The 16,462-nt window shown below is 69.0% G+C and carries 17 protein-coding genes; 7 read left to right on the top strand and 10 right to left on the bottom strand.

Annotated elements, in window-relative coordinates; all coding sequences use genetic code 11:
* Nucleotides 1–119 precede the first annotated feature (119 nt).
* On the bottom strand, nt 120–2,180 hold the full coding sequence (locus tag ACVCAG_RS12595) for an AIPR family protein (protein WP_447189846.1): 2,061 nt from the start codon (nt 2,178–2,180) through the stop codon (nt 120–122).
* A gap of 307 nt (nt 2,181–2,487) precedes the next feature.
* On the opposite strand from ACVCAG_RS12595, the gene ACVCAG_RS12590 reads away from it, so the two are divergent.
* Both ACVCAG_RS12590 and ACVCAG_RS12585 read left to right on the top strand, forming a co-directional pair.
* Nucleotides 2,488–2,697: a hypothetical protein gene (locus tag ACVCAG_RS12590; RefSeq protein WP_447189845.1), complete on the top strand. Its 210-nt coding sequence runs from the start codon at nt 2,488–2,490 to the stop codon at nt 2,695–2,697.
* Between the two features lie 108 nt (nt 2,698–2,805).
* The gene (locus ACVCAG_RS12585) at nt 2,806–3,273 is read left to right on the top strand and encodes a hypothetical protein (RefSeq protein ID WP_447189844.1); all 468 of its coding nucleotides are present in this window, start codon (nt 2,806–2,808) and stop codon (nt 3,271–3,273) included.
* Between the two features lie 72 nt (nt 3,274–3,345).
* Here the strand turns inward: ACVCAG_RS12585 and ACVCAG_RS12580 are convergent, their stop codons facing one another.
* On the bottom strand, nt 3,346–5,334 hold the full coding sequence (locus ACVCAG_RS12580) for an alpha/beta hydrolase (protein WP_447189843.1): 1,989 nt from the start codon (nt 5,332–5,334) through the stop codon (nt 3,346–3,348).
* A 482-nt stretch (nt 5,335–5,816) separates the two neighbouring features.
* On the opposite strand from ACVCAG_RS12580, the gene ACVCAG_RS12575 reads away from it, so the two are divergent.
* The 3 genes from ACVCAG_RS12575 to ACVCAG_RS12565 all read left to right on the top strand — a co-directional run bounded on the left by ACVCAG_RS12575 (nt 5,817) and on the right by ACVCAG_RS12565 (nt 8,244).
* On the top strand, nt 5,817–6,329 hold the full coding sequence (locus ACVCAG_RS12575; RefSeq protein ID WP_440083983.1) for a sigma-70 family RNA polymerase sigma factor: 513 nt from the start codon (nt 5,817–5,819) through the stop codon (nt 6,327–6,329).
* On the top strand, nt 6,329–7,216 hold the full coding sequence (locus tag ACVCAG_RS12570; RefSeq protein WP_440083765.1) for a hypothetical protein: 888 nt from the start codon (nt 6,329–6,331) through the stop codon (nt 7,214–7,216). Before ACVCAG_RS12575 ends, ACVCAG_RS12570 begins: the two co-directional genes overlap by 1 nt.
* Before the next feature lie 134 nt (nt 7,217–7,350).
* Nucleotides 7,351–8,244, top strand: a complete 894-nt coding sequence (locus tag ACVCAG_RS12565; protein WP_440083764.1) for an aldo/keto reductase — start codon at nt 7,351–7,353, stop codon at nt 8,242–8,244.
* A gap of 276 nt (nt 8,245–8,520) precedes the next feature.
* Here the strand turns inward: ACVCAG_RS12565 and ACVCAG_RS12560 are convergent, their stop codons facing one another.
* Entirely contained in the window at nt 8,521–9,189 is a 669-nt protein-coding gene (locus tag ACVCAG_RS12560; RefSeq protein ID WP_440083763.1) for an alpha/beta fold hydrolase, read from the bottom strand.
* Nucleotides 9,190–9,373: 184 nt separating this feature from the next.
* Here ACVCAG_RS12560 and ACVCAG_RS12555 point away from each other — a divergent pair, with 184 nt between their 5' ends.
* Complete coding sequence (locus ACVCAG_RS12555; RefSeq protein ID WP_440083762.1) at nt 9,374–10,423, top strand: cupin domain-containing protein; 1,050 nt, start codon at nt 9,374–9,376, stop codon at nt 10,421–10,423.
* Here ACVCAG_RS12555 and ACVCAG_RS12550 read toward each other — a convergent pair.
* Nucleotides 10,368–10,901, bottom strand: a complete 534-nt coding sequence (locus ACVCAG_RS12550) for an MmyB family transcriptional regulator (RefSeq protein WP_440083982.1) — start codon at nt 10,899–10,901, stop codon at nt 10,368–10,370. The two genes, ACVCAG_RS12555 and ACVCAG_RS12550, sit on opposite strands and share 56 nt — an antisense overlap.
* Nucleotides 10,902–10,948: 47 nt before the next feature.
* Here ACVCAG_RS12550 and ACVCAG_RS12545 point away from each other — a divergent pair, with 47 nt between their 5' ends.
* Entirely contained in the window at nt 10,949–11,410 is a 462-nt protein-coding gene (locus ACVCAG_RS12545; protein ID WP_440083761.1) for an alpha/beta hydrolase, read from the top strand.
* A 7-nt stretch (nt 11,411–11,417) separates the two neighbouring features.
* Here ACVCAG_RS12545 and ACVCAG_RS12540 read toward each other — a convergent pair whose 3' ends face one another.
* The 6 genes from ACVCAG_RS12540 to ACVCAG_RS12515 all read right to left on the bottom strand — a co-directional run bounded on the left by ACVCAG_RS12540 (nt 11,418) and on the right by ACVCAG_RS12515 (nt 16,254).
* Nucleotides 11,418–12,008, bottom strand: coding sequence for a dihydrofolate reductase family protein (locus ACVCAG_RS12540; RefSeq protein ID WP_440083760.1), 591 nt, complete (start codon nt 12,006–12,008; stop codon nt 11,418–11,420).
* Nucleotides 12,009–12,084: 76 nt separating this feature from the next.
* Nucleotides 12,085–12,819, bottom strand: coding sequence for an SRPBCC domain-containing protein (locus ACVCAG_RS12535; protein WP_440083759.1), 735 nt, complete (start codon nt 12,817–12,819; stop codon nt 12,085–12,087).
* Nucleotides 12,816–13,403, bottom strand: coding sequence for a helix-turn-helix domain-containing protein (locus ACVCAG_RS12530; RefSeq protein WP_440083758.1), 588 nt, complete (start codon nt 13,401–13,403; stop codon nt 12,816–12,818). Before ACVCAG_RS12530 ends, ACVCAG_RS12535 begins: the two co-directional genes overlap by 4 nt.
* Nucleotides 13,404–13,809: 406 nt before the next feature.
* On the bottom strand, nt 13,810–14,082 hold the full coding sequence (locus tag ACVCAG_RS12525) for a GlsB/YeaQ/YmgE family stress response membrane protein (protein WP_329088698.1): 273 nt from the start codon (nt 14,080–14,082) through the stop codon (nt 13,810–13,812).
* 260 nt (nt 14,083–14,342) lie between these two features.
* Complete coding sequence (locus ACVCAG_RS12520; protein ID WP_447189842.1) at nt 14,343–15,920, bottom strand: SPFH domain-containing protein; 1,578 nt, start codon at nt 15,918–15,920, stop codon at nt 14,343–14,345.
* A 133-nt stretch (nt 15,921–16,053) separates the two neighbouring features.
* Nucleotides 16,054–16,254, bottom strand: a complete 201-nt coding sequence (locus tag ACVCAG_RS12515) for a hypothetical protein (RefSeq protein ID WP_362689711.1) — start codon at nt 16,252–16,254, stop codon at nt 16,054–16,056.
* Nucleotides 16,255–16,462 lie beyond the last annotated feature (208 nt).

Below are 16,462 nucleotides of genomic sequence, written 5' to 3'. Positions count from 1 at the left end.
TCCTTCCACCCCATGGTTAGGGTAACTGTCCGATCTTCCAGTGGCGCGCTCCGGCAGTGATCACGCTTCGATGAATTTTGAGAAGCACGGCAGCGGTATCGGAATATCCCATGCTCACTTCACTCGGAGTCCCGCACCTGCTCAGCGAGCTCGACGAGGGATTTGCCCCGGATCGACCAGTACTTCGTCCCCTGAATCGACCCCTTCTTTCCGAGCGCCCGCAGCCTCATGTACGTGGCGAGCGTAGTCGGTGAGTAGGCTTGGCCGTCCGCTTCCCAGATCAATGGTTTCGACCTGCTGTTGGCCCATGTCGCCCGCCCCCGCCGCGGATCCTCTGCGATCCAGCTGTTCATACCGGTCTGCTCATCGCCGAAGACGCGGAACTCAAGCACCGCCCCTTCCTCGATCACCCCGGCGTCAACGAGCACCCCGACGGCCCGAGAACTCCGTTTCTTGACCTGGATCTCTGGTGGCGGTGTCTGTCCGTTGACCGACGCGATCACCGACGCGGCCAGAGATCTGCACTTCTCCGGATTTTTGAAGATGCTGACCGGGTAACCGCCGATCTCCTCCACGTGGCGTACCAACCAGGCCAGCACGGCAGCCGTTCGTTCTGGAACGGCGGACAGGACGGTGTCCTCCCAGGAAGACTGTGGATCGTTGACGCCGCTTTGATCCAGGCTCTTGAAAGTAATGTGGGTGATCAAGGATCGTCCGTGTTCCGCGACTCGGGCGGTGACCCCTTCCCGAGAAGCCTGTCCTTCATCGAGGACGGCGCCTACCCTCCGGTTGAAGACAACGGACCGCCAAACTCTATAGACGCTGATCTTCTTGGGAAAAAGCTGATCATAGGCACTTCCTGGGGTCCTTTCCCAGAAATAATCGCCGCCGGCCTTCGCCCGCACAGTCAGTTCAGGACGCGCATGTGTGCACGCGAGCGCCTCCGCCGCCTCGACATTAGTACAGCCTCGTTCTTCCTCTGGTGCATCGCCGCCCCCTTTGATGACGTATGTAAGGCGCAGCGCCCATGCGAACTCCTCCTGCAGACGGACCTGAACCTCGTCGAGAGCCGCGAGATCACGCCGCCCTACCTGGTTCTGCGTGTTGGTGGCACGGGTGATCTGGTCAGCGAAGCCCTCCGGGCAGTCCTCCAGGGCGATCAGCCGGATCCAGACTCGCGCCACCCCGGCTTTATCCGGTGCGCGTCGCAATCCTTCGCTGATCGCCGCGACCGTCTGTGCTCCGTTGACCACGCTTACGCCCTCCAGCTTAAATTCCCGAGGACCGTCGTCAGAGGTCGCATACTGCACTGTCGGACGAACCCGATCACACAAGACGGTGATCCCGTTGTTGAAGTACCAGAAGTCGAGGGGACGTGTGATCAGCGTGTCGACAAGGGAACGATTGACTCCGGTCAGACCAAGCGACTTGCGGATGTTCTGCTCGAACAGGCTGTCCTCGTGGTCGCCGTACCAGCGCGCGACCTGTCCAACGGACACCGATCCGTAGTAGGCGAGATACGGCGCCTGCAAGCGCCCGGAGCCGTCAAGCGTCACAGAGAGATCAATGCGAGCTGGCGCGAATTTCGCGCGGACCGCCTTATGGACGTCGTGAAGCCCAAGGACACGGATGTCCAAGACCTCGTCCTCGGGCTTCGGCCCGTTGAGCTTCCTGGCCGCCGCCAGCAGCGGCCTCTCAACGACGTCCTCCATCTTTGGGTTACCCAGCACGGCCAACATCAGGGTGATCTTTACGGAGGGGTCGCTCAACGCCGCGTCGACCCGCTTCTCCAGCTTCGCGAAACGGGGATTGAAGCTGCCGTACTCCCCTTCCAACAGCAGGTCAAGCCCCTCCTTGAGCTTGAGAGTGGTCTCCTTGTCGACCGTTCCCTCGCCCGTCTTGGTCCACTTCGACTGAATCAGCCACAAGTGTGGCTTGTCATCGTCGATCGCGACGGCATCGATGCCGTTGTCGTCCCGTCCGTCGATCACGAACGCTGCCGCTTCTTCAGCCGAGCATCCTGTCACCTGTTGCGCGACATACGCGGCAAGCGCACGACTCAAGAACTGGACTTCCCTCTGCGCCTGCGGTGCATTTTCGGCGACATCGGTGAGATCGATCAGCCCCTCGAAGGACGTCTTTAGCTCCCCTTCGATGTGTCGAACATGCAGAACACTCACCGAACCTCCTCAACTCGCACGCACTCACTTAACGGATCATCACATCGAGCCACCGAGGTTTTCCAACCGAGCGGATCTGTCAATCAAACGGCTCTGAAATACACGCGTCGAAACTGGAGACTTCGACACACGTCCCTGACCGCACGACCGGTCGAAGGAGATCCCCAAGCGTAAGGGATAGGAATCAAGCGTAAGGGATAGGAATACCGATGCCCCAACACACTGGTCAACGTTGCCTGATTGGCACAGCGGGTTCGGAGAGGGCGGTCACTGGCCCATCAGCTGGATAGAGATCCATAGGACACGGATGCCGACCAAGGACGAGGCCGGCCTGCTGGAGATCCCCACCAGCCTGCCCGTACTGGAGATCGTGCGCGTGGGCACCTCGGGAGGCGACGCTCAGCCCATCGAGGTGACCGAGTATGTCGTGGCCAGTGACCGCGTCGAGACCGTGCACGTTCTGCACCGTGACGAATCCGCGAAAGCACCGTGGTCCGACGACACGACGGGCGAGTGAAGGAATGTCCCTCACCGGTCGATGTGGCCTCCTCACCGGCAGGCGATCGTGTGCCGCCCCTTCCCTGGTTCACCGACTTCAGAATGTGTTCTGACTTACGGTGGCAGGGTGAACAGCAACGCCGACGCCGTCACTTTCTCGGACCTGTCGAGAAACCCCCGGGCCGCCGCCGAACGCGCCGCGCGCCTCGGTCGAGTACGCGTCACTCACCGCGATACCCCGGACTCCTCCCTGACCGCCGCCGACCGTGAGGATCAGCGCGGGGAGACGCTGGCCACAGCGTCTCGCCTGTTCCTCGCCCTCATCAAGCACGATCCGACCGCCCGCGCGCTGGTCATGGCCATGCCCGAGGTCTTTCCCTGGGTCCGCCACCTCACTTCCGCCGAACTGCGTGCCTTCACCCTCGAACTGGTGGAGGCGCTCTCCGACGCCGCGGAACCGGATGTCGACGTCACCACACAGGAGGTCATCGCAGGCTGGCGGGCGACCGCCCGGATCAAGGCCGACCCCGCCCGCCGCACCCAGGCTCGTAAGGCCACACGCGGCGACTTCGGGCCGGTGGAGGTCTCGGCGTGAGCCCGAAGCGTGGTGACCGGGTCACGGTCCAGCCCCCAGATGACGAATGGGACAGGGCGGGGAGGGCGTCGATCAGCTCTCCGACAGTGTGGCGGCGCGGTCGCCGAGGATGTCGAGGGTGAGGAGGACGAGGTTGGCGGCGAGGGCGGCGCCGATGATCGTGGCCGTCGTGCCGGGTAGGCCGTCGGCGGCGGAGAACCCCAGCCAGGCTCCGGCGAGTGCCGCGGCCGGTGCGGCGGCCAGGCCCCGGCGCCGGTGCCGAGAGGTCCGGTCGCGTCGGGTCCAGGCGCAGTAGGCGCCGTAGCCGATGGCGACACCGACGGGCGGTACGGTGACGAGCGGGTCGCCGAGGTAGGTCGCCGGCCACAGGATCGACACGGTCAGTATGGCCAGGGACCAGCCGCCGAGACCGAGGATCACCGGGGTCAGGATGCGCAGCCAGATGCCGGTTCTGGGCCCGAAGCCACCGCGGCGGCGTACTCGGCGGGTCATCCCGGCGAGCAGGACGGCGGCGGTCAGCGTGAGGCCGGTCAGGACGCCTGCGAGGATCTTGGCGATGTTCGGCATGCTGAGCGTGCCGACCCGGAAGTCGACCTTGTGGGTGGTGTATCCGGAGGTGTCGACCTGGCCGTGGTCGAAGAAGGCGGTCAGCAGCCGCCGGTTGGCCTCGGGCTGGTAGCGCCAGAAGTCGGTGGTGTGCCCGAGTTCGGCCAGGATCACCTGATGGCCGTTGGGCAGGGCGGGCAGCAGTTCCCTGGTGGCCAGTTCGGCGGGCGTGGTGAAGTCGACGGTGCCGCTGATCAGGAGCGTTTCGACGTCGGTCGGGCGCGTCCGCTGGTATCCGCGGGTGTCGGGGCCGGACGGCCACGCCTTGGTGAGGCCACCGCCGGCCCACAGCAGATCCGCGCCGGCGTTGCCGAGGATCGAGCCCGGGTCGCCCCCTCCGGCGTAGTAGCGGTCGACCGGCGCAGCGTCGATCATGGTGGTCGCGGCGGACTCTCCCCAGACGAAGGACGTCGGGATGGTCAGGTCGGCGAGAAGGGAGATGGCCCAGAGTCCGCTGGGATCGCCGTCGGCGGCGGCCAGCCAGGCGTCGAGCATCGCGGGCGCGTTGAGCGGTGCGGCGAATCGTGTGGAGTTGACCAGTCCGATCAGCGTCGCGGCGCGGACGTTGCCGCTTTTGACGGCCAGGGGTCCCCACCGGTCGGGCAGGTGCGCGGCGGTCGCCCTCATGGAGGCGGCGAGGTCTTCGGTGCGTGCGGCGCATGCGTGGTCCTGGGCGCACAGCCGGGCATATCGGGCGAGTTGGTCGTCCGTGGTGGCGGGGTCCCAGAGGAAGCGACCGGGCGGGTTCACGCCGGCCATCACCGACCGGTGGATGGACCGCGGATGGCGCCAGGCGTAGATCATGGCGGTGCGGGTTCCGACGCTCTGGCTGATCAGGTTGATCCGCCGGTAGCCCAGTGCCCTGCGGACGGTCTCCAAGTCCTCGACGCGCTGGGGTAGCGAGTAGCCGCCGAGGTCGGTGCCGTCCTCGGTCAGGCGTCTGGCACAGTCGGCGTAGGCCTGGGAGGTGCGGCGCGTCGTGTCGGGTCCGGCGAGGTCGGCGGAGTGCCGCATCGCCGTGGTCACCTCAGGACAGTCGAGGACGACGGAACCGTCGATGCCGCGGTAACCGACCAGGACGATGTCGTGCCTCTCGGAGAGGCGGCCGGCTTCCTTGAAGGTCATGTTCGTCTGGCCGGGCCCGCCCCCGAGACGGAAGATCGGCTCGGCCGGGTCGGGGCCGGTGGCCCGGATGCGGTTCACGGGCAGCGTGATCGGCCGGGAGCCGGGAACGTCGTGGTTCTCTGGGACGGTCAGGGTGCCGCAGTCCGCCGGCAGGGCTCCGGTTTCGGTCTCGTACGTGCAGGGGTTCAGAGTCAGTGTGCCGACCTTGGCCGCGGGGGACGCCGCCGGTGTCGTCGTATCCCGTGCGCCCAGGTAGCCGAGAGCAAGGATGGTGAGGGTCATGGCCGCCAGGGCGATGATTCTGGCGGGGGTCAATCCCGAGGTGTCCATGCTGACGTCTCCTGTGTGTCAGGAGCGAGTCTGGTGCGAATGGGCCGGCGGCTCGCTGACGCCTGCCGGTGTATCGGAGGTAAGGGCAGCCCTACCCCGAGCAGGCCGTCACCGGCCCTCCGGCCGTGCGCCCGAGCCGGAGTGGATGACGGAGTTCGTCACGACCTTGCTCCTACCTGCTGCTCGATGACGGTTTCAACGCCGATGGGACGGATGGATTGTTCCGTTCGGGTCGATGTGGCCTGCTTGACGGCAGGCGATCGCGTGCCGCCCCTTCCTGGTTCACCAACTTCAGAATGCGTTCTGACTCACGTGCCGTCTCCGGCGTCGGCCGTGCCCCTCTCGAGTGAGCGGCGGTGTTTTCACGATCCTCGGATTTCCGCTGTAACGACGCGGCGTATCCGGACATCTCCTCTGATGCAGACCCCCGGGGGAAGGACATCCGTGTGGCCCCGCCCGACTCGAAGCAGCGTTTTGAGGAGATGTACATGGCCAACTACCAAGCCGTGATGAGCTACGTACGGCGCCGGACCGGTTCGCCCGACGACGCCGCCGACGCGATCGCCGAGACGTTCGCGACCGCCTGGCGCAAGGTCGGCGAGATCCCTCCGGCGGACGAGACCAGGCTGTGGTTGTACGGCGTGGCGCGGCGGGTGCTGGCGAACCAGCGCCGGGGGGAGAAGCGGCAGGGCGCGCTCGCCGTACGGCTGCGCGCGGAGCTGACCGTGCTGGCCGAGTCGGCGGTGGAGCAGGACCCGGACGCGGTCCGCGCGGCGTTCGGGCGGCTGTCGCCCGACGACCGTGAGGTGTTGTCACTCGCGGGCTGGGAGGGGTTGAGCGCGACGGAGATCGCGGTCGTGCTCGGCTGCTCCCGGCCCTCCGCACGGGTGCGGCTGCACCGGGCGCGCAAACGCCTGGCCAAGGAGCTCGCCTCAGCCGGTCTCGACCTGGCCCGGTACGGCTCGCGCGCCGTGAACCTGCTGGAGGCGAAGTGATGAGGCACCGGATCGACCGCATGGTCGCCGACATCGACCCCGGCCCCGGCCCGGGTCTGACCGCCGGGGCGCTGGAACTGCTCGACGAGCTGACGGCCACCCCCTGCGAGCCCGCCACCGTCACCCGGCGATTCTCCTGGGGACCGCTCCGCCCGCGCACGGCCGCCCTGCTGGTCACCGGGTCCGCCGTCGCCGTCACGATGGTCGGCGGGCTGTTGCCGGGCGGTCTGGGCGTGACCCCCAGCCAGGCCGACGCGCTGGACATCAAGCGGCAGGGAGCCTTCTACGTCATCACCGTCAAGGACCTGTTCGCCGACCCGAAGCTGTACGAGACCCAGCTCCGCGAGCGCGGCCTCGACATCCGGCTGCGGGTCAAACCGGTGCCTCCGGCCGTCGAGGGCGGCATCTTCACCTGGGACATGAGGATGGACGGCCGGAGTATGGAGGAGATCGAGCGCAGCGAGGAATATGTCTCCGCGATCCGGAAGCCGGGAGCCTGCGCCGTCCAGTGGCAGTGCCCGATCGGGCTGAAGGTCCCTGTCGACTTCACCGGGTCGGCGACCGTGACACTCGGGCGCAAGGCCAACCGGGGTGAGCGGTATGCCGCACTGCGCCCGCTCCAGGAGGTCGGCGAGCCCATGCACTGCGTGCCCTTCCTCGGCAGGTCCGTGGATCTCGTGCGCGGGCTGTTGCGGGAACGCGGGGTGACCGTGGGCACGTACTTCGACGGCAAGGACTTCCACTCCTCGGTGCCCGGCACCTGGTACGTGCAGGAGGGCCACATGAGCGAGCCTGGCAAGGCCACCCTGTTCGTCACGCCCACGCCCACGCGGCCCGAGGTGCCCGGCCCGAGCATGGCCGGCGACCCCTGCCCGCGACCTTCCTGACCCCTCGGACGGAGCGGCGCGTTGCCGGCCTTGCGAATCGGGGAACCCCGAGGAGTCTCCATCCGAAGATGTCAGGATTCGCGCCCGCTGGTTGGCGTTCCTGGGCGGTCGGACGGTGGTGGCAGACTTCGTCCGTGAAGTCGGAGAGCATCACGGCGGCGGTGGCGGGTACGTGGAAGCTGGGCGACCTGGTCGTCAACCGGATCGGATTCGGCGCGATGCGGCTGACGGCGAACGCCGACGGCACTCCGAGCGACCGTGACCGGGCGATCGGCGTGCTGCGCCGCGCGGTCGAGCTCGGGGTGAACCACATCGACACCGCCGCGTTCTATTTCTCGTCGCTACGTTCCGCCAACGAGCTGATCAACCGGGCGTTGGCCCCGTACCCGGATGACCTGGTGATCACCACGAAGGTCGGGCCGGGCAAGGACCCTTCGGGGGCGTGGCTGCCCCTGGCCAGGCCGGAGCAGTTGCGCGGCCAGGTCGAGGAGAACCTCCGCCAGCTCGGCCGCGACCACCTCGACGTGGTGAACCTGCGCGGCCACGGGCCCGACTCGATCGCCGAGCGCTTCGGCGCGCTGGCCGAGCTGCGTGACGCCGGGCTCATCCGCCACCTGGGCGTCTCCAACGTCAGGCCCAAGCACCTCGCCGAGGCCCTGGCCATCGCCCCGGTGGTCTGCGTGCAGAACAGGTACGGCCTCGGCGCGAACCCCGAGCGCCGGGATTTCCTGCGCGCCTGCGGTGAGCAGGGCATCGCGTTCGTGCCGTTCTACGCGATCGCCGGGGAGGGGCGCGAGGCGGGCGCGGGCGGCACCGAGAACGACGAGGTCCTCGCCGTCGCGCGCGCCCACGGGGCGACGCCCGCGCAGGTCCGGCTGGCGTGGACGCTGCGGCACGGGCCGCACGTGCTGGCCATCCCGGGCACCGGCAACCCCGACCACCTGGTCGCCAACGTGGCCGCCGGTGCGCTGCGGCTCTCGGAGGACGAGGTCGCCCGCCTCGAACGGGCGACCCCGGTCACCTTCTGACTACGGATGTCCCGGAGACCCAGGGCGTGTTCGTAGTTCGGATCTTCGGGTGGACGGGAAACTTCGAGGCCATGGGATGGCGCCTCACAGGTGAAGCCCGGCGAGGTGGCTTTCCGGGGTCTTGCCGGAGCGAAAGGCCGGCCCACGCCACTCCTCACAGGACCGCGCGGGAGACGTCCCGTATCCCGCGGCGCACCGGCCTTGCGCGGCCCACTGATCGACAGGTGATGTCCGAACCCACTGACGATCAGTGTCCGTTCTCGCCTGCGACGCCCCTCAGGCCGGCCGCGCGATCTCGTCGATGAGGGCGGCCAGCCGGCGTGGCTGTGACAGGAGCGGACAGTGAGCGCTGGTGATCCGGCGAATCTCGGTGGCCTGGGCCGCCATCTGCTCCTGCAGCGCAGGTGGGATGGCCTTGTCGTGCTCGGCGACGATGTAGGTGGACGGGATGTCCCGCCAGGCGGCGGCGTCGGCCTTCTCCGCGAACGACCGGACGGTCTGCTGGACCAGTTCGCTCATCGCCTGTTCGGCCTCGGCGTCGGTCAGGTCGCCGTAGAGCGAGGTACGCGGGTCGTCGATGAGCGGGAACAGGCCGCTCATGTCGTCAGGATCGGGAGCGCCGTGGAGGGTGTACATCGACTGTCCCTTGTCCGGCATGTACGCGGCAAGGTAGATCAGCCGCACGACGTTGCCCGCTCCGGCGGCGGCCTCGGTGACCGGGATGCCCCCGTAGGAGTGACCGAGCAGCACGACCGGCCCCTCGATCGACGTCAGTTCCTCGGCCAGCACGGCGGCGTCCTCATGCATGCCCGCGGTGGGATGTTCGCCGGAACTGCGCAACGCCGGCGAACGCGTGTCATAGCCGAGGGCGTGCAACTCGGGCTCGAGCTTCGCCCAGCAGGCCGGCCGGTGCCAGGCGCCATGGACGAGCATCACGGTAGTCATGAACGGTGCTCCAAGGTTCTCGTTTGCGGAGTTCGGTCGACCCGCCCGCCAGGAAGGTCCGATGGCCGTCGGCGAACTCGATGCGGGCGCACTACGCCTTTGAACGGGTGCCAATGCATGGCATGCCCGCAACTCTAAGCTTTGAGAATTGGACTTGGAATGATCCAGAGTGCAACATAGTTGCGTGAGCATCCAGCGAGTCGATCCCCTCCACGATGTCCTCACCCTTGTCGGCACGACCAGCCGCCTGTCCGTCGGGCTGGTGGCCGGCGGCGAGTGGGCGCTGTCGTTCGAGCCGCCGTCGGCGGTCAAGTTCAACGCGGTGCGCCGCGGCCACGGCCTGCTCACCGTCGACGGCGTGCCGGAGCCGATCGATCTGGCCGAGGGCGACTGCTTCCTGCTCACCCGGCCACGCGCCTTCACCCTGGCCAGTGGGCCGGGGGTGCGGCCGGTTCCGGCCCACCCGGTCTTCGCGGCGGCCACCGACGGTGTGGCCCGGGTGGGAACCGGCGAGGACGTGGTCTTCATCGGCGGCCGATTCGACTTCGGCGAGCGGGCACAGGAACTGTTGCTCGATGTGCTGCCGCCGGTGATCCACGTGCCCGGCCGCACCGCCGAGGCAGCGACCGTGCGCTGGGCGCTCGAGCAGATCGACGCCGAGCTGCGCGATCGGCCGCTCGCCTCGACACTGGTCACCGAGCATCTCGCCATGATCATGCTGATCCATCTGCTGCGCCTGCACCTGGCCGTCGCCGGGCCGGGCGCCGTGTCCGGCTGGCTGGCCGGGCTCACCGACCCGATCGTGGCCTCGGCACTGGGGGCCATGCACGCCCGTCCGGCCCACGCCTGGACGGTGGCCCAGCTGGCCGGGGTCGCGGCGGTTTCCCGGTCGACGCTGGCCGCCCGGTTCAAGCAGGCCGTCGGGCAGGGCCCGCTGGACTACCTGACCGGTTGGCGGATCGAACTGGCCGCCCAGCGCCTGCGCCGCGGCGACGAGACGGTGGCGGCGATCGCCCGTGAGGTCGGCTACGGTTCGGAGAGCGCGCTGAGCAACGCGTTCAAGCGGGTCACCGGCGCGTCCCCGCGCGAGTACCGCCGCCGGATCAGCCCGGCCGGCGGTCAGATCGTGCACGGGGTCGGGTCCGGTCTCGGCGATCGGCCGCCGGCCTCCGCAGCCGTCATCGGGGTGCGGGGGAAAGGCTCCCGTTCGGTTGCCCGGGCGCCCACGAGGTGAGGACGCGGAGCGCGTCGTGCGACGGTGAACCCGGCTCGGCGGTGAGAACCATGAGGCGCTGTCCCGAGCCGTCGGGACTGCTCCACGTGTCGCAATCGAGGGTGAGACCGCCGACCAGCCGATGCCGGTAGCGCTTGGTGCCGTAGACGGCGTTGTTGACGCGATGCTCCGCCCACCAGGTACGGAAGTCGGCGTCCCGCACGGACAGCTCGCCGACGAGCCGGGCGAGCTCGGGGTCGCCGGGATCGGCTGCGGACTCCATGCGCAGGGCGGCGACGGCGTCGCGGGCGTCGTGCTCCCACTCCAGGTGCATGTCCCGGATGATCGGGTCGGTGAACAACAGACGCAGGTAGTTGCGCCGGTCCGCGGTGAGTTGCGAGAAGTCGGTGTACAGGGCGGCGGCGCCGGCGTTCCACTCCAGGATGTCCAGCCGTTTGCCCAGAACGACGGCGGGGGTCGCGGTGAGCTGGTCGAGCAGGCGCCCGCCAGTTCCGCCTGGGGGCCGACGGCGCCCAGGACCCGGCCGTGTTCCTCGGCATGCTGGACGCCGCGGCCCACGCCCGCACCGTTGAGGCCCGAGGCGAGGAGCCGCCGGTGCTGACCCTCTTCCCCGGCACCGTCGAGCAGGCCTATGCGCTCGGCGGAGAACACGGTGCCGAGGGCTTCGAGTACTACCGCACCGAACGTGGCCGGCACCCCCGCTCGGCGAGGTTCCTTACCTGGAACAGCATCGACAAGATGGCAGCCTTCGACGCCTTCGCGCCGATCCCGCTGATCGGGCACCGACCGCTGCTCATGATCGTCGGCAGCCGCGCCGTCACGTCCTGGATGAGCATCGAAGCCTTCCAGCGCACCACGGGCCCCAAGGAGATCCACTGGATCGACGGCGCCAGCCACGTCGACCTCTATGACAAGAAGCAGTACGTGGATCTGGCCGTCGAAAGGATCGCCGGGTTCTTCGGCGAGAACCTGAGCCAGGCGGCCTAGAGATCTCCTAGCCGGCCAGCCGGTAGACGCACACGTTCACGCCCGCGGCGCTGGTGACCGTGGAGACCAGTTCGAGCGTGCGCAGGCCACCGTCGTCGGGGAAGATCGACTTCCCGCCGCCGAGGATCACCGGCATGACCGTGAGCCGGAGCTCGTCGGCCAGGCCCTCGCTCAGGAGGGTGCGGGCGAGGGTGGGGCTTCCCATGACCACCAGGTCGCCGCCGTCGGTCTCGCGCAGCTTCCGGATGTGGGCGACGGCCTCGTCACCGGGGATGCGGGTGGTGTTGTTCCACGTGAGCTCGTCGTCGCCCAGCGTCCGGGACACGACGTACTTCGGGATGGCGTTCATCCGGTCGGCGAACGGGTCACCGGCTCGCCCGGGCCACGCCGAGGCCATGGTCTGCCACGTGCGGCGCCCGAACAGCAACGCCTCGGCCCCGCTCATCGCGCCGTCGAAGGCACCGCCGACCACTTCCGGGTCGAAGAACGGGGCCGACCAGCCGCCGTGGGCGAAGCCGCCGTCGGTGTCCTCCTGAGGTCCGCCCGGCGCCTGCACGACGCCGTCCAGGCTCATGAACTCAATGATCACGATACGCATGGGATTCGCTCCTTAAGGGGGTGTATCGGGGAGGTGAGGTACCACCACTCTGGACGAGCCGACCGGGAGAGGCCGGTCAGCCGAAGTTCGCGGCCATCCAGGTGTCCCACGCGGCCTGCTCGTCGCGGCCCGCGAAGTTCTGGTGGCCGAGGACGAGGGCGTCGCCGCGGGCGTCGCCGGAGTAGACGAACCGGTACAGGCCCTCGTCCGTCCGGACACCCAGGTTGACGGGCAGGTTCGCGTAGTAGACGACTCCGGCGGAGCCGTCGGGGAGCCGGACGTCGTCGCCCTCGCCGACGTCCGGCGTGACGCCCAGCGACTCCGTGACGATCTTCCAGACGGCGTCCGGGCCGCCCGCTCCCGGCCGGAAGGCGGCCGTGAGCGACGACGGGGTGCGGCCGGTGAAGTGGGTGAGGTACTGCCGGAGGGTCTCCAGGTAGATGGGCCAGCCGGCCTTCATCGCCTCGAACTCGGTCTCCCAGTCGTCACCGAGCATGCCGTGCTGCACGAGCCGCAGCACGGTCGTGCCGCCGCCGCGCCCCTCGACGAGATACTCCATCGCCATGAACCGGCCGTCGGGAGCCTCCGCGCCGCGGGTCGCGAGGCGGGTGCCGGGCTCGTAGGCGGTGATCGTGGCCTGCTGGGTGTGGCCCATCATCGTGAGGTGGGCCGGGCCGCCGGCGGACGTGCCGAGCTCGGTGCGTCCCATGAACCAGGAGTCGACGCCCGGCCCGGTCGCGATCGCGTCCCAGACCTGCTCGGGGGTGGCGGCGAGCTCGATCTCCTGGGTCAGCTCGAACGGGTGCGTCATCGGGTTTCCTTCACGCTCGGGTGGACGGCGACGACGATCCGGTGGTCGCGGCCCTTCTCGGCGGACTCGTCGTGGTACTTGGACACCAGGGCCGTGACCGCTCCGGCGAGCTCCTGGGCGAACGCGGCCCGGTCGGCGGCCGAGGCGAAGCGCACCTCGCCGTCGATCGCGAAGGTCGCGACGCGCTTGCGCGCCTTGGCGGCGCCGGTGATGAGCGCCCCGACGTCGCGGACCAGCCGGGCCGCGACGGCCAGCAGCCAGCTCGCCGACAGCTGGTCGGGGGAACGTGCCGGGTCGGGCTCGACCGACGCCAGCGCGGTCGGCGAGATCACGTAGGAGGCCGCGGTCGCGCGCATGATGCGCTCGTTGACGTTGCCCTTGCGCCGCTCCTCGATCAGCTCGACGAGCCCGTGCGCCTCAAGCGTCTTCAGGTGGTAGTTGACCTTCTGACGGGGCAGGCCGACCTTGGCGGCCAGCATGGTCGCGGAGCCGGGCTCGCTCAGCTCGGCCAGCAGCCGGGCCCGGATGGGGTCCAGCGAGGCCTCGGCTGCGGCCGGGTCCTCGATCACGGCGATCTCCTGCATGACCACAGACTATGGCCGACAAATTATGTTGTCAAGGAATTCTTATTTGCCGGTACCCAGGCCTGGCCGGCCGCCGGCCGGGATCGTGCGGGGGCCACGAGCACCTGGGGATGACGTCCTGAAATTTCAGGAATCAGTGGGTTCGAGCGGACAGTACATGTGTGTGGGAACGACTGTGCGCGCCCCGGCCGGGACGAGCCGGTGAACCCGGCCGGCCGGGTCACGCCGCCCGGCGCCGCGTCGTCCACCGGAGCCCGGAGCGGTGTCGCGCGTCCGCGCGGTACGGAGAACGACGACGGCCCCGTCCCGGAGAGATCCGGGACGGGGCCGTCGCAGGCGCCCAGGGTGGTGGTCTCCGGATTTCCTCGGGTTCTCCCCGCGGAAACCGGCCTCCCCGGGTCACGGGCTAACGGACGCCTCGCCTGCCGTACAGGCTCACCGCCAGGATGACGCCGACTGCGGCCAGGGCGATCTGGATGATCAGCTCGATCCAGTCGATACCGGATGTGGCGGAGACCCCCAGGGCTCCGGCGATCGCGGTGCCGATGAGTGCGGCGACGATACCGATCACGATGGTCAGCCAGATCGGGATGCCCTGCTTGCCGGGCACGACGAGCCGACCCAGGGCACCAATGATGGCGCCGATAACAATGGCGGTGATGATGCCGGTGACTGTCATGTTCCACGCTCCCTGTCTGCTCAGCTGCCAGGCGTATGCCCTGGAAAAAAGGAACAACACATAACGGGGTGCCCCGAATTAGTGGCCACCGGTCACGAGTCCGTCGCGCGGAGGTCTCAGGCCGGTCCTGACCCGCGACCGCACACGGAGGAAACCCGGTCTCACCTGCCCCGGAAGCCCCACCGCCCCCATCCGCCCTCCGGGGAGCCGCCGGAGAAATCCGCCGGAGAAATCGGGGGGAAGGGGACGAGGACAGAGGATCAGGGGGCGGGGGCGGCAGGTTTTTCGGGGGGTGTGGCCCCTTTCTCCGAGGGTGTGGCTCCATCGGTCCCACCGGTCCCACCGGGGGTGACAGCACCCGAGGTGGCCACGCCGGAGGCGGAGGTGCCGGGGGTGGCTTGGGCGGGGGCGGCGGTGTTCAGGAGGGAGCGGGCGAGTCCGAGGCCGGCGCCGCCGAGGGTGAGGGCCTTGGCGAGCATCTCCTCGACGCCCTGGGCGCCGTTGAGGACGACCATGTGGTCGACGTTGCCGAAGGCCTTCGCGCCCGCCTCGACGATCTGGGGCCACTTCTCGGCGAGCTGCTGGGCGATGACCGCCTCCTGGTTCTCGGCGAGGGCCTCGGCGCGGGCCCGGATCGCGTCGGCGGCGGCCAGGCCCTTCGCCCTGGCGGCGTCGGCCTCCGCGAGTCCCTGCGCCTTGGAGGCGTCGGCGGCGGCCAGACCGCGGGCCCTGGCGGACTCCGCCTCGCCGAAGCCGGTGACCTTCGTCGCCTCGGCGGCGGCGACACCGCGCAGCCGCACGGACTCCGCCTCGGCCGCCGCGGCCTGTTTGACCTGCGACGCCTGCGCGGCGGCGCGGAGCTCGGTCTCGCGCGCCTCGGCCTCGGCCTGGGCGATGCGGGCGTCGCGCTCGGCCCGGGAGACCGTCACGGTCTCGTACGCCCTGGCGTCCGCGGGTTTGCGGACCTGGGCCTGGAGCCGCTGCTCGGCCAGCGCGGCCTCGAGTTCGGCAGCGCGGGTCTCCTGGACGACGACCTCCTGCCGGGCGGACGCCTCGGAGAGCGGCCCCGCCTGGCGGGACCTGGCCTGGGCCTCGTCGATCTCGGCCTGGTAGACGGCCTGCTTGATCTGCGAGTCGCGCCACGCCGCGGCCTTGTTGGCGGCGGCGATCTGCTCGGCCTGGGTGGCCTCCTGGTCGCGCTGGGCCTCGGCGATGCGGGCCGCGGCGGCGATGCTCGCGGCATGCGGCTTGCCGAGGTTGGTGATGTAGCCCGTCCCGTCCTCGATCTCCTGGATCTGCAGGGAGTCGACGATCAGACCGAGTCTGATCATCTCGTCGGCGGCCGAGGCGCGGGTCTCGCCCGTCAGCCGCTCGCGGTTGAGGATGAGGTCCTCGACGGTGAGGTTGCCGATGATCGAGCGCAGGTGACCGGTGAACAGTTCGTGGATGGCGCCGTTCATCGAGTCCTGCTGGTCCAGGAAGCGCCGGGCGGAGTTGGCGATCGAGTGCAGGTCGTCGCCGACCTTGTAGATCACGACGCCCCGTACGACCACCGGGATGCCCTGCTGGGTGACGCAGGAGACCTGGAGGTTGGCGGCGCGGCTGTCCAGGCGCAGGCGGCGCGCGGTCTGGAAACCGGGGAGCACGGAGGTGCCCTTGCCGGTGACGATCCTGAACCCGAGGCTGTCGGCGTCCGTGGAGCTACCCCGGGCGCCGAGACCGGAGATGATCAGCGCCTCGTTGGGCTCCGCCACCCGCCAGACGGTCTTGAACAACAGGATCATGACGAGAAGGGCGACAAGGACTACGCCCCCTATGACGAGGTACTCCGTGGGCATCTCGGCCTCCGCGGTGTGGGGGAGAGCAGGGGAGAGTGAGGGAGAGCAAGGGAGATCGGGTTCGGGGGAGCGGGGGGTTGGAGGGCTCGGGGGAGCCGGGGCGAAAGGAGCCGGGGGGCGGGTCGCAAAGGGGTCAGGGGAGCGCGCGGGCGACGTAGATCGTGCGCGGTGGGAAGAACTCGACGACCACGACGATCGAGGACGGGGCGATCTCCTCGTCCGGGACCGTCGGATGGGCGTAGAACGCCTCGACGCCCCCGCGGACCGCCACCATCACCTCCCCGACCAGGCCCGGGCCGATCCTTCCGGTGACTCTTCCCTGCTTACCGATCACGCGGTACTCCCCGTGGCATCCGTCAAAGGGAAAAAGCGAATGCGGACGCCACCCCCGGCACGCCGCGCCTCACCGCCCGGCGACAGGAGGCGCCGGATCCATCGCGAATCCCCTGGTTTGATTTTATACGGATAACGAGCCGACTGACCATAACGTTCCGGATTATCCGGTAATCCAGATGACACACCTTCCCCGCCCCGCGAAATCC

The sequence above is a fragment of the Streptosporangium sp. G12 genome, assembly GCF_052983175.1.
Note: the sequence above shows the minus strand (reverse complement) of the source record. Positions and strands in the feature narration are given on the sequence as shown.